The organism is Nostoc sp. PA-18-2419 (assembly GCF_005869855.1).
Classification (GTDB): domain Bacteria; phylum Cyanobacteriota; class Cyanobacteriia; order Cyanobacteriales; family Nostocaceae; genus Nostoc.
This window is the reverse complement of sequence record NZ_SZNH01000002.1, coordinates 220,833-246,387: the sequence shown is the minus strand read 5'-3', so window position 1 is coordinate 246,387 and position 25,555 is coordinate 220,833. Positions and strand designations below refer to the sequence as shown.

Below are 25,555 nucleotides of genomic sequence, written 5' to 3'. Positions count from 1 at the left end.
GTTGTAAAGACAAATCTGGCTTGCTTCCTATGTGAGTACAAAAGTTATGATACTCAGCAGCGTTTATCTTAATCGATGGTTCGCGCTAATAGTACTGGACAAGTGGCATTGACTCGAACGTAATCAGACAAAGAAACGCCAATGAGTCGGTCTATATCAACAAAACTCTTAGCGATCGATGGACGGCGATCTGGAGAACCGAGTAATAATAAATCTACATTCAGCTGCTCTGCTAATCGACAAATTTCTTCACCAGGTTTACCACTGCTGACATAACAACGAGGTTGGATGCCTAATTTTTGAGCTTCTGTAACTGCGGCTGCCAAAACTGGACTTTTATCGGAAGTAACCTGAGTTATTTCTGATTTTTTACCGCCGAAATCTGCGCTAATATTTGCCAAAATCAACTCACCGCCCTGAATATCTCGCAGTAAAAACAGTGCCAACTTCAAGCAGTTTTTTGCTGCATCCGAATTATCTATTGCCACCATAATGCGCTTAATTCTTTTGACATAAATGTCATCTTTCACCAGCAACATGGGGCGAGAAGATAGCTGAAAAACGTACTGACTGACCGAGTTCGATAAAATTGATTGTAGCCGCTTGAGTCCGCGTGAACCCATAATAATTAAATCAGCGTCGATTTCATCAGCTACTTGACAAACCACATCCTTAGGGTCACCTTGGCGCAAAATTGAAGAAACCTGGCTAGGATCTAGGTTTAAAGTTTGAATGGCATTAGCCAAAATTTTCCCGCCATCTTCCCATTTAGCTGTCATCGTAGCAGCAGTACTTTTTGCAGGAACAACATGCAAAATTGTAACTTTTGCAGATTGAATTGAAGGGATTTCTTTGAGGGTTTTGAGCATTTCTTCTGCATGTCCCAATCCCGATACAGCCAGCAAAATTTTTTGTATCATCTTACGTGATTGTTGTTAAGTTTACTTTTGTTCTCGCTATAACTACTTGCTCTCGATCGGATTTTCACCGTCTTAATTTGATAATCTAGTTAGTAAGTTGGCACAAATAAATTTTGCTTTATTACTATAAAACATCAAGAGAAATATTTAATTTTGTTTGCACCTAATTACTTAATTTTTCAACTAGACTTCTAATGATTAAGCATACTCTCAATTTAGCTTGATAAACTTAATAAATTATGATGTTATTTATTATTTTTAATCTATGTTAATCTTTTTTAATTAGAAAGTAGTTAAGTATTGCAAAGAAATGCCAAACTAATCCTTGAGAAATATTTATATAGTAAAAATATATGATATTAAGGTGTTAGGTTTCCTCGTTTGTTAGTAATCAACGACCAATGACTAATGACAAACACTTGACTAACTTTTTTTAAGTCAGGATAATTCACCCAAATAACCGTCTTCAGGGCAACTCCAGACGCCGCTACAATAGTACCACTAGGAAGGATTATGCCCAAATTAGTGATATTATGACCTCTGCTACAACTGTAAAAACTGAGTACGAAGCGATTATTGGTCTAGAAACCCATTGTCAACTCAGTACTAATAGCAAGATTTTCTCTACTAGCTCTACAGCTTTTGGTGCTGACCCCAATACTAACATCGACCCAGTTTGTATGGGTTTACCTGGGGTTTTACCTGTACTAAATCAAAAGGTATTAGAATATGCCGTTAAAGCAGGTTTGGCACTGAATTGTCAAATAGCTAAATATAGTAAATTTGACCGTAAACAGTATTTTTATCCAGATTTACCAAAAAATTACCAAATTTCTCAATATGACCTGCCGATCGCTGAACATGGTTGGTTAGAAATTGAGTTGGTAGATGGTGAGGGTAACCCCACTCGCAAACGCATTGGCATTACGCGTTTGCACATGGAGGAAGATGCTGGAAAATTAGTACATGCAGGCAGCGATCGCCTTTCTGGTTCTGCTTATTCTCTAGTGGACTACAATCGTGCAGGTGTACCATTAGTAGAAATTGTCTCAGAACCAGACATGCGTTCTGGACTCGAAGCTGCTGAATATGCCCAAGAACTACGCCGGATTGTGCGCTATCTCGGTGTTAGCGATGGCAACATGCAAGAAGGATCTTTACGTTGCGATGTCAATATTTCTGTGCGTCGAGTAGGACAAGAGAGGTTTGGCACGAAAGTAGAAATTAAAAACATGAACTCCTTTAGCGCCATCCAACGGGCGATTGACTACGAAATTGAACGCCAAATCGCAGCCATCGAAGCAGGCGATCGCATTATCCAAGAAACTCGTCTGTGGGAAGAAGGCGCACAACGTACAAGTAGTATGCGGGTGAAGGAAGGTTCGAGTGATTACCGCTACTTTCCTGAACCAGATTTAGCGCCAATTGAGGTGTCAGACGAAGAATTAGAAACATGGCGCAGCGAACTACCAGAACTACCAGCCCAAAAACGCCATCATTACGAAAATGAATTGGGACTTTCGGCCTACGATGCGCGAGTATTGACAGAAGATCGTCCTGTATCGGAATATTTTGAAGCGGCTATTAAAGCTGGAGCAAATCCCAAAGCTGCCGCCAACTGGATTACTCAAGATATCGCCGCATACCTTAATAAGCAAAAACTCACTATCAGTGAAATCGCCCTGACTCCCAACAATTTAGCAGATATCATCAACAGAATTGAAAAGGGCAAAATTAGCAACGCCCAAGCCAAAGAAAAACTGCCAGATTTGCTCAATGGTATTTCTCCAGAAAAAGTTTTTGTTGGACAAGAACTAATCACCGATCCTAGTGTCCTCGAACCGATCGTTGATGAGGTTATAGCCGCTAATCCCAAAGAACTAGAAAAGTATCGCAACGGTAACACCAACCTCAAAGGCTTCTTCGTTGGACAAGTTTTGAAAAAGACAAGCAAACGTGCCGATCCAAAGCTGACTAACGAATTAGTTGAGAAAAAACTCAACGCCTAGAGTCAGGATTAAGGAGATAGGGTGATGCGGGAGATGAGGAGATGGGGTGAAATTCTCTTCTCATCTCTCTACCGTCTCACCTCCCCATCCTTCCAATCCCCTATTACCTAAGTATTTTCCCGGTGTTTCTTTACAGAATCTTTATAATTAAACTGGTGACAACACGCATACATAAAATGGTATGCTCTGGTAAGTAGATGCACCCTGATGATCTGGAGAGCGACTTAAGTAGCTCTCCTTTTTTGCATTTGTCTTTCGTCATAAGAAAGGTAAAAATAATTATGCTAATCGTCAAGTAGTGCATTATTATTTATTGCCATCAGCAAATAAACTCACAATAAAGCAACTAGGGAGTGGGTAGACGTAAGGACGTATAGGTCAGGAGAATAACTCTTAACTCATAACTCCTAACTCAGCACTCAGCAGTTGTAAGGAAGAATTATGGCAGATTGGCAAAAAATAACAGGTGGGATCACGGCACCAAGGGGGTATCAAGCGGCAGGAATTACCGCAGGACTGAAGCCTTCGGGGTTACCAGATTTAGCTTTGATATTTTCAGATGTAGAAGCGATCGCAGCAGGTGTGTTCACTACCAGCCAAGTGAAAGCTGCTTGCGTAGAATATTGTCGCCAACGCTTGCAAGCCAAACAAAGCGCTCGTGCCATCCTCTGCAACGCTGGGCAAGCAAACGCGGCTACAGGAAATCAAGGCTGGTTTGATGCCTTAGAATCGGGGATGGCAATAGCCCAAGCACTAAAAATTCCGTCTGAATCTGTGTTATTAGCGTCTACTGGCGTGATTGGTCAACGTATCAAGATGGATGCTTTGCGGAGTGGGATTCCCAAGCTAGTAGAAGCACTTTCCGAAACAGGCTCAGATGCCGCTGCCAGTGCAATTATCACCACAGATCTAGTCACAAAATCCATTGCCTTAGAGACAACTATAGGCGATCGCCCGGTGCGGATTGGCGGTATTGCCAAGGGTTCTGGGATGATTCACCCCAACATGGCAACCATGCTGGCATTTGTGACTTGTGACGCAGCCGTTTCACCAAATCTTTGGCAGCAGATGTTAGCTAGGGCAGCTGATAGAAGTTTTAATTCGATTACTGTGGATGGTGATACCAGTACTAACGATAGCTTAATCGCCTTGGCAAACGGTCAATCTCGCACCCCAGCAATTACAGAAGTGGGTGCAGAATCAGAGAGATTAGAAGCGATGTTAACAGCAGTTTGCCAGCATTTAGCCAAAGCGATCGCTCGTGATGGTGAAGGTGCAACTTGTCTGGTAGAAGTGGAAGTGACTGGCGCCCTTGATGAAATCTCAGCCAGACAAATAGCCAAAACCATCGCTGGTTCATCCTTAGTTAAATCTGCAATCTTTGGACGCGATCCAAATTGGGGACGCATCGCCGCAGCTGCCGGACGTGCAGGTGTGCCCTTTGAGCAAGAAAGCCTGCAAATTAAGCTTGGGAATTTTTTAATGTTAGAAAACGGGCAACCCTTACCATTTGACCGTGTAGCAGCCAGCGCCTATTTGAAACAAGCAGCGGTGGGTGCTTATCTTCAAGAAGATACAGTGCTAATTTCTGTTAGCGTTGGCAATGGTTATGGTACAGCTAAAGCTTGGGGTTGTGATTTGAGTTATGACTACGTGAGGATTAACGCAGAATACACTACTTAAAGAATATAAAATTCATTCGTGTTGACTGTTGAGTGTTAACCGTCAGCAGCCAATGAACTTAAGAAATTATGATGTAATTTCACGTGAGTTCGATAGCTCATATCCTAAGCTCAATCAAAAAACCTCTCAGAGGTCTTTTTTTACGGGTAATTAAATGGACACAATCTGACTCGTCGAATTGACGCTTATTTACCTTGGTGTTAAAGTCTTCTAAATTATTGTTAATATTAGTCCTGAACGAACACTAGAAACTACCAGCGCTAAATTCCTCTTCACCGAACTCAAATCTTCAATACCCTTTACCGCTGTATTCACTTTTACCCATGTTAAATTGCTCAGAGTACGAGCAGCCCAAACTGTTGCCAATATAAAAACAGGAACAATGGATGCCTTTAATAAAGGTGACCAAATAATTACTAATTCGTAATTCGTAATTCGTAATTCGTAATTAAAGAGGGTACAAGCCCCCACTGATTGTAACTACGAATTACGTTAGCGAGGAACGAGCCTCATTATCAATTACGAATTATTTTGACCTCTGGCCTTATCGCCTTATTCAAGACAAAATTGGCTACTTAGCAGCATTGATAGCAGAAATAAGGAACTTGGCGAACTCTTTCTTCTGGGGCTAAATATCACTAACTCAAGCGTATTTATCTTTTAATAGATTCAATCTTTGTGAAAAAACTAATGATAATCATTAATTTTTTCAATGATAAATTGAGAGAAATAACAATAAATATTTTTGATAGTTAGCTTTAGAAATTGAGATTTTACTAATTAAACATTTCAAGTAAATATAAGAAGTAAGCACACTGGCTCTAGATAATCTCTTGATTGGAGAAAACTAATGGTTGCACTCACACAGCTTACTCAAATTATTTCTCATCCTGGACGCTTAACAATTGAAACTGTTGAAATTGCTTCTCAAACGACTGCTATCCGTTGCCTCGATTGGGATAGAGAACGTTTTGATGTCGAGTTTGGTTTACGGAATGGCACGACCTATAATTCTTTTTTAATTCAGGGAGAAAAAGTAGCTTTAATTGATACTTCTCATGGCAAATTTGAGGAGTTATATCCAGAGATAGTAACAGGATTAATTGACCCAACCAAGATAGATTACTTGATTATTAGTCATACCGAACCAGACCATAGTGGCTTAGTAAAAAATATTTTACAACTAGCTCCTAATATTACTATTGTTGGTGCGAAGATAGCGATTCAGTTTTTGCAGAATATGATTCACCAGCCTTTTAAATCAAAGGTGGTAAAAAGTGGAGAGTTATTAGATTTAGGCGACGGTCATCAATTAGAATTTATCTCGGCTCCTAACTTACATTGGCCTGATACCATCTTGACTTATGACCACAAAACAGGCACTCTTTACACCTGCGATGTATTTGGAATGCACTACTGTGATGACCATACTTATGATGAGAATATCGCCATCATCGAAGAAGATTTTAAATATTACTATGAGTGTTTGATGGMTCCTAATGCTCGGTCTGTATTGGCAGCTTTAAAGAAAATCGAAAAGTTAGAAATAAAAACAGTTGCTACAGGACACGGCCCTTTATTAAAAGAGTATATTCCAGAATGGCTGGGACGCTATCAAAATTGGAGTTTAGAGCAAGCCAAAACAGAGACTTTAGTAGCTTTATTTTACGTTGAAGATTATGGACATAGCGAGTATTTAGTCAGGGCGATCGCACATGGAATTGCCAAAACAGGTGCGGCGGTAGAATTAGTAGCTCTAAATAATACTGAACCTCAAGAAGTCCGAGAATTAGTTGACCAAGCTGCTGGTTTAGTTATTGGAATGCCTCCCCAATCATTAGATATTGCTCAGGCAGGTTTAAAAATTATCTTAGCTGCTGCTCACAATAAACAAGCAATTGGTTTATTAGAGTCTGGAGGAGGAGAAGATGAGCCTGTTTTTCCCTTACGCAATAAGTTTCAAGAACTGGGATTAATTGAAGCTTTTACGCCAATTTTAGTTAAAGAAGCTCCCTCTAAAGTATTAGAACAACTTTGCGATGAAGCAGGGACAGATATGGGTCAATGGTTGAATCGCGATCGCACTATCAAACAAATCAAATCCATTAACAGCGAATTAGAGAAATCCTTGGGGCGAATTAGCACCGGATTGTATATTATCACAGCCAAAAAAGCAGAAGTTCAAAGTGCAATGCTCGCTTCTTGGGTAACACAAGCAAGTTTGAATCCCTTAGGTGTAGCCATCGCCGTTGCCAAAGACCGAGCGATAGAATCATTGATGCACGTTGGCGATCGCTTTGTTTTAAATATTTTAGAAGAAGGCAGATATCAAGGATTAATGAAACATTTCCTCAAGCGTTTTGCTCCCGGTGCAGACCGCTTTGCTGGAATCAAAACATATCCTGCTGCTACCAACGAATCTCCAATTTTGGCAGAAGCCTTGGCTTATCTCGAATGTGAAATCACCAGCCGTATGGATTGTGGAGACCATTGGGTTATTTATAGCACCGTCCAAACTGGGCGAGTCGCCAAAGTCAACGGATTCACCGCCGTTCATCACCGCAAAATTGGCAATCATTACTAAATTTGTCATTGGTCATTAATCATTAGTTATTCTTTGCGTCTCTACGTCCTCTTCACTCCCCAATACCCACATAAAGCTATGTATAAATCTGTTGAAGATAGCCCAATTTCTCAATATGAAATGCATCGGAAACGCGTCGTCCAAACCTTGGAATTGATTCAAGATTTGATTGTGATTTCTCTGTGCATGGGTTTGTTTACCTTCATGGTAATTCAGGTGAGAGATATGTTTTTCTCCCTGCTTCCCCCATTAGATTTTCATACTGTTACTGCTGATATTCTCTTTTTGCTCATTTTAGTTGAGTTATTTCGATTGCTGATTATTTATTTGCAAGAGCAACGAATATCTATTGGCGTAGCTGTAGAAGTCTCCATTGTTTCTGCCTTGCGAGAAGTAATTGTTAAAGGAGTTTTAGAAACTAATTGGAGTCAAATTTTAGCAACTTGTGCCTTCTTATTAGTTTTAGGAATAATACTTGTAGTTCGAGTTTGGCTACCCCCAACCTTTGAAGGCATCGATCCCGAACAAACAATAGCTAAACGCTTTAAAAATCGAGTCAAATCAGAATTAGCTGAAAGCAATGGAAATTAGAGAGACGAGATTAATCGCGTCTGTACAAGAGCGTGATTAATCTCGTCTGTACAAGAGTTTTATCTCCCCCATGCCCCATACCCAGAGAGAGATTACTATGTCTGCTAATACTGTAATTACCAGTCGACCCAGAGATGTGCAGGTTGCTGAAATTGGTAAAGATACGTTGGTTTTGCGATCGCGCACTTGGGAGAGACTAAAATTTGAGGTTGAGTATTCCCGCCAACGAGGAACTACGGCAAATTCTTATCTCATTCAAGCTGATAAAAAGGCTTTAATCGACCCTCCCGGCGAATCTTTTACCGAAATTTATCTCCAACAACTGGCACAATATCTAGATTTCGCTACCCTAGATTACATCGTTCTTGGTCATGTCAACCCCAACCGCAGAACCACCCTACAAGTATTGCTTTCTCAAGCTACTCAAGCTACTTTAATTTGTTCTCGCCCTGCTGCTAATGCCATCAAAACTGCTTTTCCCGAATGGCAGTCACGCATTCAAGCTGTGCGATCGGAGGATACTCTGGATTTAGGACAAGGACATCATCTCACATTTGTGAGCGTACCTACTCCTCGCTGGGCAGATGGATTATGTACTTATGATTCTGCTACCAAAATTCTCTACACAGACAAATTTTTTGGCGCTCATATTTGCGAAGATACCCTCTTCGATGAAGACTGGAAAAGTTTAGATGCAGAACGTCATTACTATTTTGACTGTCTCCACGCCCCCCAAGCCAAACAAGTCGAAGTCGCCTTAGAAAAGCTTTCGGTTTTCCCAGCAAAATCTTACGCTCCGGCTCATGGCCCTGTTGTTCGTTATAGTCTTAGCCGATTTACTTTTGATTATCGTCAATGGTGTCAAGGACAAAAATTACAAGAATTGAGTGTTGCTTTACTTTATGCCTCCGCTTATGGAAATACAGCAATTGTAGCTAGTGCGATCGCTCAAGGTTTAATTGAAAATGGCGTTAATGTACAGTCCATCAATTGCGAACTAGCAGAACCAGCAGAAATTACCCGCATTGTGGAAGCTTGCGACGGATTTATTATTGGCTCACCCACTTTAGGCGGCCATGCACCAACTCAAATTCAAGCAGCTTTAGGAATAGTTCTGGCTACAGCAGCTAAAACAAAATTAGCAGGAGTATTTGGTTCTTTTGGCTGGAGTGGAGAAGCAATTGATTTACTAGAAAGTAAGTTTAAAGATGCCAATTATCGTTTAGGATTTGAAACAATTCGAGTCCGCTTCACTCCTACAGATGAAATTCTCCAACAGTGTCAAGAAGCGGGCGCTATTTTTGCCCAAAACTTGAAAAAAACTAAAAAATTGCGAACTGCGCGTCAAGTTGTTACAGAAACTCACGTAGATCGTACTGAACAAGCTGTAGGGCGGATTATTGGTTCCTTGTGTGTTTTAACAACTCGTGATGAAGAAAGCCACAAAGGAGTTTTAACTTCTTGGGTATCTCAAGCAACTTTTAATCCGCCAGGAATTATGATTGCTGTTGGTGACGAACAAAATGCAGATTTAATGTGTCATCCCGGCGATAAATTTGTCTTAAATATTCTCAAAGAAGGTAGAAATGTCCGCCGCTATTTTTCCTGTAATAGTGTTTTAGGAAATAATCCCTTTGTTAATCTTTCTTGTCAAACTGCTGAGAATGGCTGTCTGATTCTCACTGAAGCATTGTCCTATTTAGAATGTACCGTCCAAAATCAAATGAAATGTGGTGACAGATGGTTAATTTACGCCGGAATAGATAAAGGTGAAATCTTAGCAACCGATGGTTTAACAGCCCTCGAACACCGTAAATCTGGCAGTTATTATTAGTTGGTCATTAGTCATTTGTTTTTCTTAGCCTCCCCGCGTCTTTTTCCTGGTCTCCATTTTGTAACCAAATTATCAATACCAAGTTAGTATGTCTACAGATAAAGTTCATCTGGTGCGGGAAAGTAGCTGGCCGGGTATAGAAGATGGCAGCCTCATAAAAATTGTCAGAGAAAGAGGAAGTGGAAGAAATAGCACATCACGCGCGAGGCTTTGAACTTCATTAATGAGTCTCTGAACTCCATTAATGAGTCTCTGAACTTCATTAATGAACCTCTGAACTCCGTTAATGAGTCTCTGAACTCCATTAATGAACCTCTGAACTCCGTTAATGAGACTTTCAACTCCATTAATGAGGCTTTCAACTCCATTAATGAGGCTTTCAACTTCATTAATGAACCTTTGAACTCCATTAACGATTTGACTGTTTACGTCATCTGTAAAAACCAACAAAAGAGCTAACCCCATTTCACGAAATAAATGATTGGTCTTTAATTCTTTCCCCCTGCCCCCTGCTCCCCTGCTCCCCTACTCCCCTGCTCCCCTGCTCCCTATTTGTATCAATTTTAAAGTGAAACAGTATAACCACTTCCTGTGAAAAGTCAGCTCTCCCCATCTCCCCATTTACACCCTGAGAAACCACTGTTGGCGATACATCAAAACACCAACAGCCCACCACAACAATACTGTGACCATTCCAAGCAACAGGGAACCATTAAGCGCCCCCGCCCAAGATGCGAAAAAATTCTGGTAAATCCAATTGTAGGTATTAGGAGCGTTTTCTCCTGTGCCGATAGTGGTTTTGACTAAGATTTTAATTAATAAAACAGAGGCAACGAAAAGAGCGATCGCATTTAAACCCATAATTTCAAAAGGTTTACCCCAGCGACGTATCAACCGTACTTCGATGAGTTGATAACAAGCTGCTAGCAACAATAATGCCCAACCTGTTGTAAATAMCACATAAGAACTTGTCCACAGTTTTTTATTAATCGGGAATGTCAATCCCCACGCCCAACCAATAATTAAACAACCAATTCCAAATAATCCTAACCCAATACTCGTGCGCGACTGTACAGGCTGGCTGCGTATCCATTGCCCAGTGAAATAACCAGCCAGGACACTTACTATCGCCGGAATAGTACTAAAAAGTCCCTCCGGATCTCCCAGAAACTTGAAACCATCACCTTTATATAGATGGGCTTTAGGAATAATTAGGCGGTCAACATAAGCACCAAAATTTCCTTCCCGCGTCAGCACTCCCGCCCCATAATCTGGCACTGGTGCATACATCATCGTTAGCCAGTAGCCGATGAGTAGCACTGCTGCTAGTATCCATTGACTTTTACGCGGGAGGTTGAGAACTATTAAAGAAGCTAGTAGATAGGTAATGCTGATGCGCTGCAACACCCCCATAATCCGGATGCTACTTAAATCAAAAGTCCAAACACCCTGATTCCAAAAGCCATTTAATAGCAATCCCAAAACAAAAAGAATGGCGGCGCGGCGCAATATCCGCAAGTAAACAGTTGAGTGTGGTTTATTAGCTTCGGTGTATTTCGATAGAGAAAAAGTCATCGCTACACCGATAATAAAGAGAAAAAACGGGAATACCAAGTCAGTTGGTGTACAGCCGTGCCAATCAGCATGGGCGAAGGGAGGATATACGTCATCTGCAACTCCCATCATGTTGACGAGAATCATCCCAGCAATGGTGATACCGCGAAAAACATCCAGTGAATTCAGGCGCATAAGCGGAATTTTGTGTTAGATGAGTATCCAAGCTACTCCGCTTGATGCAGCTAATCAAGCAAAATTTATAGAATTAGATACAAGGTAAAATTTTGTTAACTAACTAATACTACTTGCTATGTCAATCAAAGTTGGAGATACCGCTCCTAATTTCAGTTTACCTGCTCAAAACGGCTCAACAGTTAGCCTCCAGGATTTTCGCGGCAAAAAAGCCGTTGTCCTATATTTTTATCCCAAGGACGACACACCCGGTTGTACATCCGAATCCTGCGCCTTTCGCGACCAGTATGAAGTTTTTAAAAGCACTGGTGCTGAAGTTCTCGGCGTCAGTGGCGACTCCACAGAATCTCACCAAAAATTTGCAGCTAAGTACAATCTACCTTTTACTCTGTTGACCGACAAAGGCGACCAAGTACGAAAACTATACGGTGCAACAGCAGCCTTCGGCTTGTTCCCTGGTCGCGTTACTTACGTCATTGACGAACAGGGAGTTGTGCAATATGTATTTAATTCAATGTTTAACTTTAAAGGTCACGTTGAGGAAGCGCTAAAAACGCTGCAACAACTTGTGAAATAGGGAAGTGGGGACTGGGTACTGGCAAAAGAACGCGGGGAAGGAAAAGAACGGGGAAAAGAAAGACTTGTTACAAGTTATTGCTTATTCACCTTGTTTGCTTATTTCCCGCAGCCCCCAATCCCCAGTCCCTAGTCACTAGTCCTTATTTACTCGAATGCGACTTTTCTGATGTGCTGATATTGGCTGACTTACCATTCTTACCATTGGTATGACCATTACCATGTGGTTGAATCACACCATAACCACCGTGGTTGCGTTCGTAAATGACATTTATCTCGCCTGTTTCAACATTACGGAACATATAAAAGTCATGTCCTACGAGTTGCAGTTGTTCTAAAGCTTCTGCAAGGTTCATCGGAGGCATGGAAAAATATTTAGTGCGGACTACTTCGTTGGGTAGTTCAGGAGTGCGATCGCCAATCAAGTCTGTGACTACCGACTCTGCAACAACTTCTTCTGTTGGTTGGGCATGAGTTTTGTGATCTTGACGCCGTTCTTTGTATTTCCGCAGTTGACGGGCAATTTTATCTGCCACTAAGTCAATGCTGGCGTATAAGTTTTCGCTGCTTTCCTCCGCACGGATGATGCTACCATTGGCATAAATAGTTACTTCAGCTGCTTGTCTAGGATTAATTCGGGGATTCCGCGCTACACTAAGATGCACATCCACTTCATTTGTAATATTCTGAAAGTGACTAACTGCTTTTTCAATTTTTTGATGTACATACTCACGAATTGCATCGGTGATTTCAATATTTTTGCCGTGGATGACAAGCTTCATGTAAACTCTCCCGCTGAATATTTTGATGTGTGAATTTGCCTTGGATGAAAAGTTCCGTTTAAGGTCTATCACTTTTGCCAAAACAAATTGTGATTGTGATGTATTACTGCTAAACTGTCTCTAAGCTGACTGCATATGAGTTTTTGCCAAGTATATCCTTAATTTACCTCCTCATCTCTGCGCTGATATCCAATTCGATATCCACTTAGAACTTTTTGTTAAATAAATCTTAGCAGTAGCAGCTGTAACTACTTTTACGTTGAAAGCAAAACTTACAGAACTGTTGATAATTGCTCCTTTTGTGTTCGATTGAGGTTTGCTCCCTGTTGATAAAGAACACAAGTCTTGTAGAAGTAGATTTTATTTCAAATGCAAACAATGTTACTAAAGTCATCAGCCAGTGCATTCATTTCTATTCTTTTGGTCTGATGCTGATTGTAGAGAATTCCTCCTAACACCTATTGAGGTTATATATTCAAGCTAGCATTTTGTATTTTCTAATGCATCTTCCCTTGACTTTCCTTTAAAATCCTTTGCAAAGCTTGACATTTTTTGATTGCATTCCTGCAACTTGAAATATATTTCATTCCTTACACAGTTGATTTTTAGTATGAGCCATAGTAGTAAACTACACAAAAACCGTTGTTTGCTGTATAACCAAGGGTTAATGCCTTACTTAGAAGCTCATGAATGGCAGCGATCGCTCCAAGGCGATCGCATCCATGACCCCAATTTAGATGACGTGTTGATTCTCCTAGAACATCCCCCCGTCTATACTTTAGGACAAGGAGCCAACTCAGATTTTCTTAAATTTGATATTGACAAAAATGTGTATGATGTGCATAGAGTCGAACGAGGTGGCGAAGTTACTTACCATTGTCCCGGTCAATTGGTGGGGTATCCAATTTTAAATCTGCAACGTTACAGTAAAGACCTGCATTGGTACTTACGGCAACTTGAAGAAGTGTTAATTCGCGTATTGGCAGTTTATAAATTGCAGGGAGAAAGAATTCCGGCTTTTACTGGTGTTTGGTTACAAGGACGAAAAGTTGCAGCTATTGGGATTAAAGTTAGCCGTTGGATTACGATGCACGGCTTCGCATTAAATGTTTGTCCGGATATGACAGGCTTTGAGCGCATTGTACCCTGTGGAATTTCTGATAAACCTGTAGGCAGTTTAGCCGAATGGATTCCGAGTATTACTTGCGAAGAAGTGCGTTTTTATGTAGCACAGTGCTTTGCAGAAGTGTTTGGAGTAGAAATAGTAGAATCACAGCCTAAAGAATTTTTTTAGTATAAATAAATTCAGCTGCAAATTATGTAATAAATACTATACCAGTTTGATTTAAATTGTGAGACACTCGTAGGAGTCATCTATCGACCATAGCATCAAAGTATCTATTGAATTAGAGTTATCAAAGTTAGAAGCTAATTATTTAAAAAGTATTAAACTAGCATTTTGTATCATTAAATTACAAATTAGCGCGTGAATTACCCAACTAATTTCCAGGTATATACCCCATCGTTAACATCACTTAGAGAGCGTGATTGGACAGCTTTAATAGAACTCTTTGACAGAGATGATGGTGATGAAATTGAAGACGACATCCACACTAATTTGTTTTGGCTGATACCTGAACCTTGCTGGGAAGATGACCCCTTTGACTTCTTACGTGAATATCTGTAAAGAATAGGGAGTGGGTAGATGCGATTAATCGCGTTTGTACAAAAGTAGGCAGCTTAAAAGAAGTCTTTAATTACGAATTACGTTAGCGAAGCGTTAGCGATAGCGAAGCGTTAGCGATAGCGAAGCGTTAGCGATAGCGAAGCGTTAGCGATAGCGAAGCGTTAGCGATAGCGAAGCGTTAGCGATAGCGAAGCGTTAGCGAGGAACGAGCGTCGGAACGAGCGTCGGAACGAGCGTCGGAACGAGCGTCGGAACGAGCGTCGGAACGAGCGTCGGAACGAGCGTCGGAACGAGCGTCGGAACGAGCGTCGGAACGAGCGTCGGAACGAGCGTCGGAACGAGCGTCGGAACGAGCGTCGGAACGAGCGTCGGAACGAGCGTCGGAACGAGCGTCGGAACGAGCGTCATTACGAATTACGAATTACGAATTACGAATTATTTGGAGGCGACTGAGGAAAGTACGCAGGCGATCGCTTTGCGGATTGGTGAGAACTTCGTAGGCTGATCCTTGTTCTGCCACAATACCTTTATCTAAAAATATCACTTGATGCGCTACTTCTTTAGCAAACTGCATTTCATGGGTGACAACCACCATTGTCATCCCTTCTGTTGCTAATTGTTGCATCACTTGGAGAACCTCGCCAACCAGTTCCGGATCTAAGGCGCTGGTAGGTTCATCGAATAACATGATCTGCGGATTCATACATAAACTACGGGCGATCGCTACTCGTTGTTTTTGTCCGCCAGAAAGTTGTTCGGGATAAGCAGAGGCTTTGTCAAATAGACCGACTTTTTCTAGATATAAACCTGCTAGTTGGGCGCTTTCTTTCGGTGTTTTCCCCAAGACTTTACGTGGCGCGAGTGTCATGTTCTCCAAAACACTTAGATGGGGAAACAAATTGAATTGCTGAAAAACCATACCTACCTGTGTCCGCAGTTGCCGCAGTTGGCTATAGTTGACAGTGGGTTGCGATATATCGATCCCGTTAACTATCAAGCGTCCATTGTCAATCTTTTCTAAGCGGTTGAAGCAGCGCAGGAGCGTACTTTTACCACAGCCTGAAGAACCAATAACTGCAACAACTTCTCCCCGTTTGATTTCGCCTGTGATTCCTTTGAGGACTTTTAAGGAACCAAAGCTTTTTTCGATATTGTCAAAAATAATCGCGGGGATAGAATTGTTCATTGAGTGTGTCAAGCTGCTCTAGAGTTGATTGTAGTGTTTTTAACGTAGACCCGCAGCAGTTCTAAAAAACGCCTCAGAATATTTCTTGGCTGGCATAACTTCAACGAACCGCAGAGGCGCACAAAGCGCAGAGGGAGAGAAAATAACATGTCTAAATTTGGTTTTATCCGTTGGCTGCACTTATCTGTAATTCTAAGTTTTAGCTGTTTGTTACTGACTGGCTGTAGTGCAAATCCCGGCGCGGGGAAAACTCTGCGAATTGCTACCGAACCGGCGTTTCCACCTTTCGAGTTTCAAGGAAAAGGTGGTGAGTTACAAGGATTTTCCATTGATTTGATGAATGCGCTCGCCACTGCTGCTAACTTTAAAGTTAATTTTCAAAGTTTGCCTTTTGATGGCATTATCCCAGCACTCCAAGCCAAAACGGTAGATGCTGCCATTAGTTCGATTACGATTACCGAGGAAAGGGCGAAAACAATTTCTTTTTCCCGTCCTTATTTTAAAGCGGGGTTGGCGATCGCCATCCGCACCGATAATCAAAATATCACTGGCTTTGATAGTCTCAAAAATAAAAAAATTGCCGTCCAAATTGGTACAACTGGTGCCGCAAAAGCTAAAAGTATTCCTGGGGTGCAAATTCGCAGTTTTGATTCAGCACCTTTAGCTTTACAAGAATTGGTTAATGGAAATGTAGATGCGGTAATTAATGATGCACCTGTGACTTTATATGCCATTAATACGGGCAATTTGCAGGAAATTAAAGTTGTACAGCAATTGCTGACAGAGGAGTTTTATGGAATTGGTACAGCGAAAAATTCGCCTTATTTGGCATTAATCAATGATGGTTTGGATAAAGTTTTGAAAAATGGCACTTATGCCCAAATTTACCAAAAATGGTTTAAAGCCGAACCGCCATCATTACCAGCTAAATCATCGTTTGAAAATCAAACTAACGCTGGTACACCCAAAATATTAACTTCAATTAGCGTGATTTTGCAGGCTGTTCCAACTCTATTGCAGGGTACTTTGGTAACCTTGCAATTGACGATACTTTCTGTAGTGTTTGGTTTGATTGGTGGTTCCTTGATTGGTATTGTCCGCCTTTCTCATATTGCACCTGTGCGTTGGATAGCGAGGGCGTATGTAGATTTTTTCCGGGGAACACCTTTGCTGGTGCAAATTTTTATGATTTACTTCGGGTTACCAGCAATTTTCCAAGAATTTGGTTTGACATTTACTTTTGATCGCCTAGTTGCGGGAGTCATTGCTTTAAGTTTGAATAGCGCTGCTTATATTGCTGAAGTTGTGCGGGCTGGGATTCAATCGATTGAAACAGGACAAGCTGAAGCAGCACAATCACTAGGTTTAACTCCTGTGCAAACCATGAGTTATGTGATTTTTCCCCAAGCTTTCCGGCGGATGATTCCACCTTTGGGTAATGAATTTATCAGTTTGTTAAAAGATACAAGTTTAGTTGCAGTTATTGGTTTTGAAGAATTGTTCCGCAAAGGACAGCTAATTGTTGCTGACAACTATCGCGCTTTTGAAATTTACACGGGTGTGGCAGTGGTTTATTTATGTTTGACGCTACTTTCTTCCCAAGCTTTTAGCCGATTAGAAGCTTGGATGAATCCCGTCAAACGCTAGGGGACTTGCAAAAATCGTTTCTCAAAAACTAGGGAATGACAATCAATATGCCTAGAAAGCTATGAAAACTCAAACTATAGGAAGATGGATTATACCTTTTTTCTCGCGAATCTAAGTTATTGTCTAGATTTACTTTACATTTGGCTGCAAATCGAATAGAAAAAGTTATCTCTTATCAATTAGATAGACCTACTGTTATCATGGGTTTGTAAATCATTAAGAAATGTAAATGGTAGCTATAAATACAATTTGATTGAGCTTAATGATTTCGTGTTTGGGATGTGAGGGCTGAATATATTATCAGTAAAACTATACGGTAATTAAAACTTAGTAAATATAGCCGTAGTCACACCCTTTAGGACACAAGGATGGGGTGAAAGAAGAGAGTTAGCAATAGTTTTACCTCCTGCCTCCTGCCCTCTGCCTCCTGCCTCCTGCTATATGTTTGAACTATTCAATGCAAGCATAGTTTCCGCTGCATTGTAATGGTTYAGTTTGTCTAGTCAAAAATTAAAAACTTTTTATTGGAGGAGAAGCAAATGAGAAATTTGAAAGCAATTACAGACAAATACTCATTTACTAGTGAAGTACCAGCATCATTTGTGGTATTTCTTGTCGCCCTCCCTCTTTGTATGGGTATTGCGATCGCTTCGGGACTTCCGCCATCTCGCGGCTTAGTTACAGGAATAGTAGGCGGAATTATTGTTGGTGCTGTTTCTGGTTCTCCTTTGCTTGTTAGCGGCCCTGCTGCTGGGCTAGCTGTGATTGTTGCCGAAATAGTTCAACAATATGGCATTGAAATGATTGGGCCAATTCTGCTGCTAGCGGGTTTAATCCAATTACTCGCAGGTAAATTTAAACTTGGGCAATTGTTTCGCGCCATGTCACCAGCTGTAATTTATGGAATGCTTGCAGGTATTGGGGTATTAATCTTCGCTTCCCAATTTCATGTCATGCTAGACGACAAACCGCGTATACATGGCATTGATAATTTAATTTCTATTCCCAACACCATTTACAAAGCTTTGTTTCCGATTGATGGTAGCGCTCATCACATTGCAGCATTCATCGGCATAACAACTATTATCAGTCTTCTGCTATGGGAAAAATTTAAACCCAGGAGTTTGAAGTTGATACCTGGTGCGCTTGTGGGCGTTGTAATTGGCACTGCGATCGCCACAGTATATCGATTACCGATTCAGTATGTTGATGTACCTGCAAATTTAGTACAAGCAATTCAATTACCAACACCAGCCAGCTTCCCACGCTTAATTCAGGGATCGGTTTTGCTGGATGCGATCGTGATTGCATTCATTGCTAGTACAGAAAGTTTGCTTTCAGCCGTAGCGGTAGATCGACTGCATACCGGTCGAAGAACCAATTTTGATCGCGAATTAACAGCCCAAGGAATTGGCAATATTATCTGTGGGTTCCTGGGTGCTTTACCGATGACAGGAGTCATAGCCCGCAGTTCTGTAAACGTAGAAGCCGGTGCTAAAACGAGATTATCGACGATGCTTCACGGACTATGGCTCTTAATTTTAGTGATTGCAGCCCCAGGCTTGCTGAAAATAATTCCCATTTCTAGTTTGGCAGCAATTTTAGTTTTTACTGGTTACAAACTAATCGAAGTAGAACATATTCGCCAGTTAAAAAAGTATGGACGTTTTCCTCTGGCAATATTTTTTGTCACCTTAGCAACGATTGTTGTTGCTGACCTGATTACAGGTGTTTTGATTGGTATTCTGTTGACAGGAATTTTACTAATTCACAAAATGTCTGTGCTGAACATCCACGTTATTAAGCACGAAAATAATCAGCGAATAGACATTCATTTACAAGGCGCAGCAACATTTGTTAGGCTACCAAAATTGGCAAACATTTTAGACCTTGTGCCTCCAGGAAGTGAATTGCATGTTTATTTACAAGACTTGGCTTATATAGATCACTCTTGCCTCGACCTACTATCAATGTGGGCAAAACAACAGGAAAAAATGGGAAGCACCTTAACTATGCAATGGGATCGTTTGATAGAACGCAACCGCAACCCATTTACTCTGTAGCACCTACAGCAATTTTTAGCAAAATAGACCACATTATAGGAGTGCACATCTGTACATTGGTGTCAAATTAAGCCAGAAATGGCTTAACTGTTGGCTTTCTAACCAAAGGCGGACAGATGTCCACCCCACAATAAAAGATAGTCGGCTTTTTTAAAAAAATTACGAATTACGTTAGCGATAGCGAAGCGTTAGCGACGGAGGAGCGTCGGAACGAGCGTCATTACGTAGCTTGCTTCTCGCCGGAGGCGAGTATTACGAATTATTATCTTGGGATGAATGGGAAGAAAGTAACCATGAAATTGAAAAAGTAGCAAGCAAATTTATCTTTGCTAATATAGACCTGCCTCGATTATTAGATTTTCTAAACAGGTCTAATATGTTTCTTTGATGGGTTACGGGAGCAAAAAACGCGCCCTTTGTTAGGGCGTTTATATCACTAATGCTTAGAAGTTGTAGCCGATCCCTAATAGCAATCCAACATCTGTTGAATCCATAAAAGCAGCATTTACACCACCTGTCAATGTGAATCGAGAACCTAGAGGAAGGTCTACACCACCAGTCAGTAATAATCCAATATCAGTATCGTTGTTAGCTTCAATAGCTACGCCTGCGCCCACGTAAGGAGATATAGTGAAGGTTCGTTGACCTACCGAACCTCCTGTGCGTGGAGTGAAATCTAAAGTCAAGGGAACCAGAAATACCGTATCGTCCCCAAACAATACCGATGGTCGCACTGATAAGTAGTTTGTTAGACCAAGTTTGCTGATGACTGCAAAGTTACCTTCGCCTACAGTATCGCCGCCAGTCAAACCAATGTTACCACCAACTCCGATATAGCTTCTACCACCACGAGTAGCTCTACCTACAGATGTTCCACCATTACTAGTGCCTCCTCCTTGGGATGGCTGATTTAACTGACTGATGTTAATATCAGGTGGGATCAGGACTTGGTTAATTGCATAGATAACACCGTTGCTGGCTGGGACATCCGCCTGGATGACTGTAGCATTATTGACTGCAACTTGATTGTTGGTGCGATCTATTTGAATATTTACAGGTCTGTCTTCAATGGTTTTTAGCTCACCGTTCGAGAGTTGACTAGAAGTTACCGCACCAGGAACTACGTGATAACTCAAAATCTTAACCAATGCTTCTCTGTTCTGTGGTTGCTGCAATTGTTCTAGAGTAGCAGCAGGTAGAGCAGCAAATGCTTGATCGGTAGGAGCGAAAACTGTATAAGGGCCGGGTTGTTGAAGAGTGTCTGCTAAACCGGCTGTTTTCAATAAAGAAGTCAGAGTTGTAAAGGAACTACTGGATGCAGCCAAAGAAACAATGTCTTTACCTGTTTGAGTGCCACCAGTTCCGCCGACAATATACTGAGTGGCTGGCAAATTACTAGCAATGGGTTGTATCCGTCCCTGTCTCACTAAAGCTTGATATAAAAGTGCAGCTGCTTCAGCACGAGTTAGGGCTTGCTGGGGGTTAAGTTGTTTAATATCTGGGTAGTTGACAACAAGATTAGCTTGCGTTGCTGCTGCTACGCTATTAACGGCATAATTGGGGATAGCTGAGGCGTCAGTGTAGTAGTTATTAAGAGTACTTGTATCGCTAGCAGATAAACCTAAGCCATTGCTGATTGCAACGAGGGCTTCTACTTTAGGTATTTGTTGATTTGGTCTAAATATATTTCCAGGATAACCTGACAAAAAGCCTATTTCATAGGCATTCTGAATTGCTGAAGCTGCCCAGTAGCCAGCAGGAACATCACTGAATCCACCCGCACTTAATTGGCGAACTCGGTTTTGGTTACCGAAAGCTTTTTGAATTAAGGCAGCAAATTCGGCACGAGTCACAGATTGATTGGGTCTAAAGCTGCCATCAGGAAAGCCACTAATTACATTATTGCTAGCTAGAGCTTGAATAAATGGACTTGCCCAATAATCTGAAGTAACATCTGACAAGTTAACAGTTGAAGTTGGTGATGGTATGGCAGATGGAGTTGGTGTAGTGGATGGAGTGGTACTTGGAACAGTGTCTTGAGATAAGGCTGGTGCAGAAATTACGATAGGACTTACTATAGCAGTTGTCATTCCCAGAACTAGTAAAGCAACCCTTAGTGATGACCCACGAAACACACTAGACATTACAATATCCTCCAGGAAAAAAAGTGACTGTAAAAGGCAGGATTCAAAAGCCAAAAGAAAAAATAAACATCAATTGAATATTACTTTTATCTTTTTACTTTTTGCTTTTTATGGGATTTTTCAGAACCGCAGATAACACTAAGAATAAAAAGAGATACTGTGGTCATCTGATAGATTGCAATCGTAAAGGCATCTATAAAGATCCAGGTATTTCAGCAAGCAGAGAATCACATTTAAGTAATATAAAAATTAACTTTTAATAGCCCTGACCTTATAATTGCTGAAAAAGGTTAATTCAGTCAAGCTTAATGCATCATTAGATTCATTAATATTTTACAAAAAATACCTCTTTGCGATACAGGTAACATTTTTCAGCTATTACATAAATTACACAACTAACTAATGGCTGTAATTTGGGGTAAATTTTTCACTCTTTAGATAGTTGTCGTTGATGCTAAATTTAACAATCTTAGAGTTAAAACCAGCGATCGCAATCCAAATTTTCCACGCTGATTAATCTCAGATTTTTGACTAGTGACAAAAGAGAAATTAGGTCTTAAAGTCAAGTATAGTAATCAGTTTTGATTTGAGAATTTATTTGCGTCGTGCGCTTCGCTCAGCACAAGCGTCATAGGCAGAGTATAACACTGCTCCCAACAGGGATTTCTCACACTGGTTGATCCAACAAGGGCAACTAGGGCGGACTAACTCTCTATGAGTAATACAAACAAGCGTTTTGCAATGTTTTATCGTAATTATGGTTGAATGTTCAATCTTCAAGAAAAATTGTTATAGGTATACTAATCGCTGAAAAAATTGCTCAATTCTGACTGGTGATTTGTGCTATACCTGATTGACTAATTGTGCTTAGAAGAGTCAGGCATAATTGCTTCTTGAAAATTGACACCGCTCAGGTTAGCTCCTCTCAAATCGGCTCCTCTGAGGTTCGCTTTTCTCAGATTTGCCCCTGCTAAATTCGCTCGTCTGAGGTTAGTCCAACTTAAATCTGCTTGGCTCAAGTCAGCCTCATTCAAGTTAGCAGATAATAAATATGCACCACTCAGATGAGCCTTGGTCAAATTAGCTTTGTACAAATCAGTTTTGTAAAGATAAGCCCCCAACATTTCCGCCCCGTATAAGCTGGCCTCGCCCAAATCAGCGGCAATCAAGTTAGCTTCAATGAGGTTGGCAAAACAGAGGTTAGCTCGAATCAGTTTCGCTGCATCTAAATCGGCATCTCTTAAGTTAGCGCCTTTTAAGTCAGTGCCAATCAGATTAGCATGAGCGATGGTAGCACCTGTGAGATTCGCCTCACTCAAGTCAGCACCAATCAAATTAGCATCACTCAAATCTGCCTGTGAAAGTATAGCACCGCTCAAGTTAGCAACACTCAAATTAGTAGCAGTGAGATTAGCTTCAATCAGCAAGGCTTTGTAGAGGTTTGCGCCACTGAGTTCAGCATTGCTCAGGTTTGCTCGCACAAGTAAACCATTAGTTAAATCTACCTTGCTCAAGTTTACCCCTTGGAGGTCTGCACCTCTAAGATTATCTCCTTGGAGGTTCGCGGCGCTGAGGTCAGGTTGAATCTCGGGATTTTTCTTTCTCCACTCAGTCCATGTAACCGCACCTGCTTTGAGTAAAACCAGATGCTCTTGATTTGCCATTTTCTCTCCTTTATCAACTGAGTGCTTTACTTAATGCTGAGTTAAAAGTTAACACTGAGGAGTTAGAAGCGATGGGATCATGAGATGAAATTCTCTCCCCATCTCCTAATCTCCCCATCTCCTCATCTCCCAACTTCACAATTCACCACTCTTCATTCCTGACGTCCACTTTCACGATTTCGACCAGGTATACTTTCAATGGCGGCTAAAGCTCCTGCTGCACCTGCGAGAATATCTCGTTCTTCTCCGCCTAAGTAAAGCCGTCCAAAACTGCCTACAGCTTGCACTTCAAGAATATTAATCGCTGCCGCTTTCTCTGCTTCATTTGCAGCTAAGGCGGCGTAAGCAGCTGGCTCTACCTCTAATACATATAAGGTTTGCCCTGCTAATAGAAGCTGTCCCCGGCGCGTGCGATTGATAAGTTGCGTTTGGTAAGCATCGATGTTGCGGATAATTTGACTAGAAACAACACGCGGTTTGAGACATTCATCTCTTCGGACTCCCAGTGTTGCCAAAATGGCTTGACCGGCAGCTCGGGTTTCACCTTGAGAGCCAGAATGAACTTCTAATAGGCCATATAGACGTTCAACTACTTGTACTCCCGGACGCACAGAAGCAGCTTTTAGGGCTACATCCGTAATTTTATTAATTTCAATGCCAGGTGAGATTTCAATCCACAGCGATGTATCTCCTGGTAATGGTAAGAAACCTTGGGCTACTGTTCCCATATATGCTGCATGTTGAGGTTGCAGGCTGTCGAGAAACACAAAACTGCGTAGTTCTATTCCCAAGATTTTGCTCTCCAATCATGAGGTAAAAGTTATCTATTGCACGATATAAGCGCCTAACTTGTGGTATTTTGGCCACAAATGAAGGATGGAAAAACACAAAATAGAAAAATTTTGCTGTCGATAAATCTTACACCCAAGAAGTACCTGATAATAAAAACTGCCTTGATAATTGTACAAGTTTTATCAGACAAAATAAGTAGAAATAGCAAGAGGAAAGTTCAATGAACTTTCCCCTCTAGCTTGAAGATATTAGCACTCAAACTGACATTTTGAAACACATCAACTGCTGTTGTGTTGTATCGAAGTAAGAACTACTAGATTTTGCAGATTACCTAGTTGGTGGCGATCGCTATTGCTCGCTCCACAGCTTGCAAAGCAGTATTTACTTCGGCTTCTGTGATAATCAATGGTGGTACAAATCGGATGACTTTTGGCCCAGCTGGTACAAGCAATAGACCCTCGTTGATGGCAGCATTAACTACATCGGCTGCGGTTAGCGCAACGTCAGCTCGCAACTCTAAACCATTGATTAGACCCCAACCCCGAACTTCAATAATGTGATGAGGATATTTAGCGGCGATCGCTTTTAATCCAGTTCGTAACTGTTCGCCTCTATCTTGGACATTCTGCAAGATATTTTCTCGCTCTAATGTTTGGCAAACACTCAGTGCTACACCACACACAAAAGGATTCCCACCAAAAGTACTAGCGTGTTCTCCTGGTTGAAAAACATCGCAGAATTTTTTGCTCATCATCGCACCGATGGGGATACCGCCACCTAAGCCTTTAGCACTGGTAAAAATATCCGGTTCTACCCCCAGATGTTCGTAACCCCACAGCTTACCACTGCGACCCATGCCAACTTGCACTTCATCAAAAATTAGTAAAATCCCGGTTTCATCGCAAATCTGCCGTAGCTTCTTGAAATAAGCAATGTCTCCCGGACGCACACCGCCTTCTCCTTGCAATGGCTCAATCAGAATCGCCGCTACACGATAATCGCCTTCATCCAACTCGCTAATCGCCAGTTCTAGAGAGTTAATATCGTTGTAATTTACGTAATGAAATCCAGGCATCAAGGGATCGAAGTACTTTTGATACTTTGGCTGTCCCGTAGCGGTAATGGTTGCTAAAGTCCGTCCGTGGAAACTTGCATTGGCAGTTAAAATAATCGGTTTTTCAATGTCTAATACTGTGTGGGCGTATTTTCGGGCTAGTTTAATTGCCGCTTCGTTAGCTTCAGCTCCAGAGTTACAGAAAAAAACGCGATCAGCACAGGAATGTTCAACGATCCATTTTGCCAATTCACCTTGTTCGGGAATATAGTACAAATTAGAGACATGGTGCAGCTTTTGAATTTGGCGGGTCACCGCTTCTACCATAGCTGGGTGGGCATGTCCTAAAGTACAAGTGGCAATTCCCGCTACAAAATCCAAATATTCCCGGCCCTGTGTATCCCAAACCCGACACCCAGCACCCCGTTCTAAAGCTAAGGGAAACCGTCCATAGGTAGACATGACAGCTTCATTAAAGCTATCTGCATTAAAGGGACTAGATGTTAAAGACCCTGAATCTGGGGGGATGGTGGTTTGTTCAACTAGAGTTTGTAAGCTCACTACCGCTCCTCCTGGAAGTTTTTCATTAT

General features: G+C 41.4%; 19 protein-coding genes and 1 pseudogene. 11 read left to right on the top strand and 9 right to left on the bottom strand.

Annotated features, from left to right (window positions below):
• Positions 1-68 precede the first annotated feature (68 nt).
• Positions 69-920 carry a universal stress protein gene (locus FCR06_RS02945; RefSeq protein ID WP_138497364.1) on the bottom strand — a complete coding sequence of 284 codons (852 nt, stop codon included), beginning with the start codon at positions 918-920 and terminating at the stop codon, positions 69-71.
• A 533-nt stretch (positions 921-1,453) separates the two neighbouring features.
• On the opposite strand from FCR06_RS02945, the gene gatB reads away from it, so the two are divergent.
• From gatB to FCR06_RS02915, 6 genes and pseudogenes are all read left to right on the top strand, one after another.
• Positions 1,454-2,929 (top strand): Asp-tRNA(Asn)/Glu-tRNA(Gln) amidotransferase subunit GatB, encoded by a 1,476-nt coding sequence (gatB, locus tag FCR06_RS02940; RefSeq protein ID WP_138497363.1) that lies wholly within the window; start codon positions 1,454-1,456, stop codon positions 2,927-2,929.
• A gap of 441 nt (positions 2,930-3,370) precedes the next feature.
• On the top strand, positions 3,371-4,612 hold the full coding sequence (gene argJ, locus FCR06_RS02935) for a bifunctional ornithine acetyltransferase/N-acetylglutamate synthase (protein ID WP_138497362.1): 1,242 nt from the start codon (positions 3,371-3,373) through the stop codon (positions 4,610-4,612).
• 244 nt (positions 4,613-4,856) lie between these two features.
• Positions 4,857-5,018 (top strand): annotated as a pseudogene (locus tag FCR06_RS33335) (bicarbonate-binding protein); the annotation flags it as partial.
• A 444-nt stretch (positions 5,019-5,462) separates the two neighbouring features.
• The gene (locus FCR06_RS02925) at positions 5,463-7,196 is read left to right on the top strand and encodes a diflavin flavoprotein (protein ID WP_138497361.1); all 1,734 of its coding nucleotides are present in this window, start codon (positions 5,463-5,465) and stop codon (positions 7,194-7,196) included.
• Between the two features lie 78 nt (positions 7,197-7,274).
• Positions 7,275-7,787 carry a phosphate-starvation-inducible PsiE family protein gene (locus tag FCR06_RS02920; protein WP_138497360.1) on the top strand — a complete coding sequence of 171 codons (513 nt, stop codon included), beginning with the start codon at positions 7,275-7,277 and terminating at the stop codon, positions 7,785-7,787.
• A gap of 97 nt (positions 7,788-7,884) precedes the next feature.
• Entirely contained in the window at positions 7,885-9,621 is a 1,737-nt protein-coding gene (locus tag FCR06_RS02915; protein WP_138497359.1) for a diflavin flavoprotein, read from the top strand.
• A 621-nt stretch (positions 9,622-10,242) separates the two neighbouring features.
• Here the strand turns inward: FCR06_RS02915 and FCR06_RS02905 are convergent.
• Complete coding sequence (locus FCR06_RS02905; RefSeq protein WP_138497357.1) at positions 10,243-11,370, bottom strand: acyltransferase family protein; 1,128 nt, start codon at positions 11,368-11,370, stop codon at positions 10,243-10,245.
• Positions 11,371-11,488: 118 nt separating this feature from the next.
• Here FCR06_RS02905 and FCR06_RS02900 point away from each other — a divergent pair, with 118 nt between their 5' ends.
• On the top strand, positions 11,489-11,947 hold the full coding sequence (locus FCR06_RS02900) for a peroxiredoxin (protein ID WP_138497356.1): 459 nt from the start codon (positions 11,489-11,491) through the stop codon (positions 11,945-11,947).
• A 142-nt stretch (positions 11,948-12,089) separates the two neighbouring features.
• Here FCR06_RS02900 and hpf read toward each other — a convergent pair whose 3' ends face one another.
• Positions 12,090-12,728: a ribosome hibernation-promoting factor, HPF/YfiA family gene (gene hpf / locus FCR06_RS02895; RefSeq protein ID WP_138497355.1), complete on the bottom strand. Its 639-nt coding sequence runs from the start codon at positions 12,726-12,728 to the stop codon at positions 12,090-12,092.
• A gap of 610 nt (positions 12,729-13,338) precedes the next feature.
• On the opposite strand from hpf, the gene lipB reads away from it, so the two are divergent.
• Complete coding sequence (lipB, locus tag FCR06_RS02890) at positions 13,339-14,022, top strand: lipoyl(octanoyl) transferase LipB (protein ID WP_138497354.1); 684 nt, start codon at positions 13,339-13,341, stop codon at positions 14,020-14,022.
• 192 nt (positions 14,023-14,214) lie between these two features.
• Positions 14,215-14,415 (top strand): hypothetical protein, encoded by a 201-nt coding sequence (locus FCR06_RS02885; RefSeq protein WP_138497353.1) that lies wholly within the window; start codon positions 14,215-14,217, stop codon positions 14,413-14,415.
• A 195-nt stretch (positions 14,416-14,610) separates the two neighbouring features.
• Here FCR06_RS02885 and FCR06_RS32360 read toward each other — a convergent pair whose 3' ends face one another.
• Together FCR06_RS32360 and FCR06_RS02875 are read right to left on the bottom strand one after the other, a co-directional pair.
• Positions 14,611-14,823: a hypothetical protein gene (locus FCR06_RS32360; protein ID WP_189523303.1), complete on the bottom strand. Its 213-nt coding sequence runs from the start codon at positions 14,821-14,823 to the stop codon at positions 14,611-14,613.
• A gap of 13 nt (positions 14,824-14,836) precedes the next feature.
• Entirely contained in the window at positions 14,837-15,601 is a 765-nt protein-coding gene (locus tag FCR06_RS02875; RefSeq protein WP_138497352.1) for an amino acid ABC transporter ATP-binding protein, read from the bottom strand.
• A 147-nt stretch (positions 15,602-15,748) separates the two neighbouring features.
• Here FCR06_RS02875 and FCR06_RS02870 point away from each other — a divergent pair, with 147 nt between their 5' ends.
• Both FCR06_RS02870 and FCR06_RS02865 read left to right on the top strand, forming a co-directional pair.
• Positions 15,749-17,248 carry an ABC transporter permease subunit gene (locus FCR06_RS02870; RefSeq protein WP_138497351.1) on the top strand — a complete coding sequence of 500 codons (1,500 nt, stop codon included), beginning with the start codon at positions 15,749-15,751 and terminating at the stop codon, positions 17,246-17,248.
• 539 nt (positions 17,249-17,787) lie between these two features.
• Positions 17,788-19,311 (top strand): SulP family inorganic anion transporter, encoded by a 1,524-nt coding sequence (locus FCR06_RS02865; RefSeq protein WP_138497350.1) that lies wholly within the window; start codon positions 17,788-17,790, stop codon positions 19,309-19,311.
• 443 nt (positions 19,312-19,754) lie between these two features.
• Here FCR06_RS02865 and FCR06_RS02860 read toward each other — a convergent pair whose 3' ends face one another.
• The 4 genes from FCR06_RS02860 to FCR06_RS02845 all read right to left on the bottom strand — a co-directional run bounded on the left by FCR06_RS02860 (position 19,755) and on the right by FCR06_RS02845 (position 25,526).
• Entirely contained in the window at positions 19,755-21,455 is a 1,701-nt protein-coding gene (locus tag FCR06_RS02860) for a fasciclin domain-containing protein (RefSeq protein ID WP_138497349.1), read from the bottom strand.
• A gap of 857 nt (positions 21,456-22,312) precedes the next feature.
• The gene (locus FCR06_RS02855) at positions 22,313-23,119 is read right to left on the bottom strand and encodes a pentapeptide repeat-containing protein (protein ID WP_138497348.1); all 807 of its coding nucleotides are present in this window, start codon (positions 23,117-23,119) and stop codon (positions 22,313-22,315) included.
• 152 nt (positions 23,120-23,271) lie between these two features.
• Entirely contained in the window at positions 23,272-23,910 is a 639-nt protein-coding gene (locus FCR06_RS02850; RefSeq protein WP_138497347.1) for a hypothetical protein, read from the bottom strand.
• 332 nt (positions 23,911-24,242) lie between these two features.
• On the bottom strand, positions 24,243-25,526 hold the full coding sequence (locus tag FCR06_RS02845) for an aspartate aminotransferase family protein (RefSeq protein WP_138497346.1): 1,284 nt from the start codon (positions 25,524-25,526) through the stop codon (positions 24,243-24,245).
• Between the last annotated feature and the right edge of the window lie 29 nt (positions 25,527-25,555).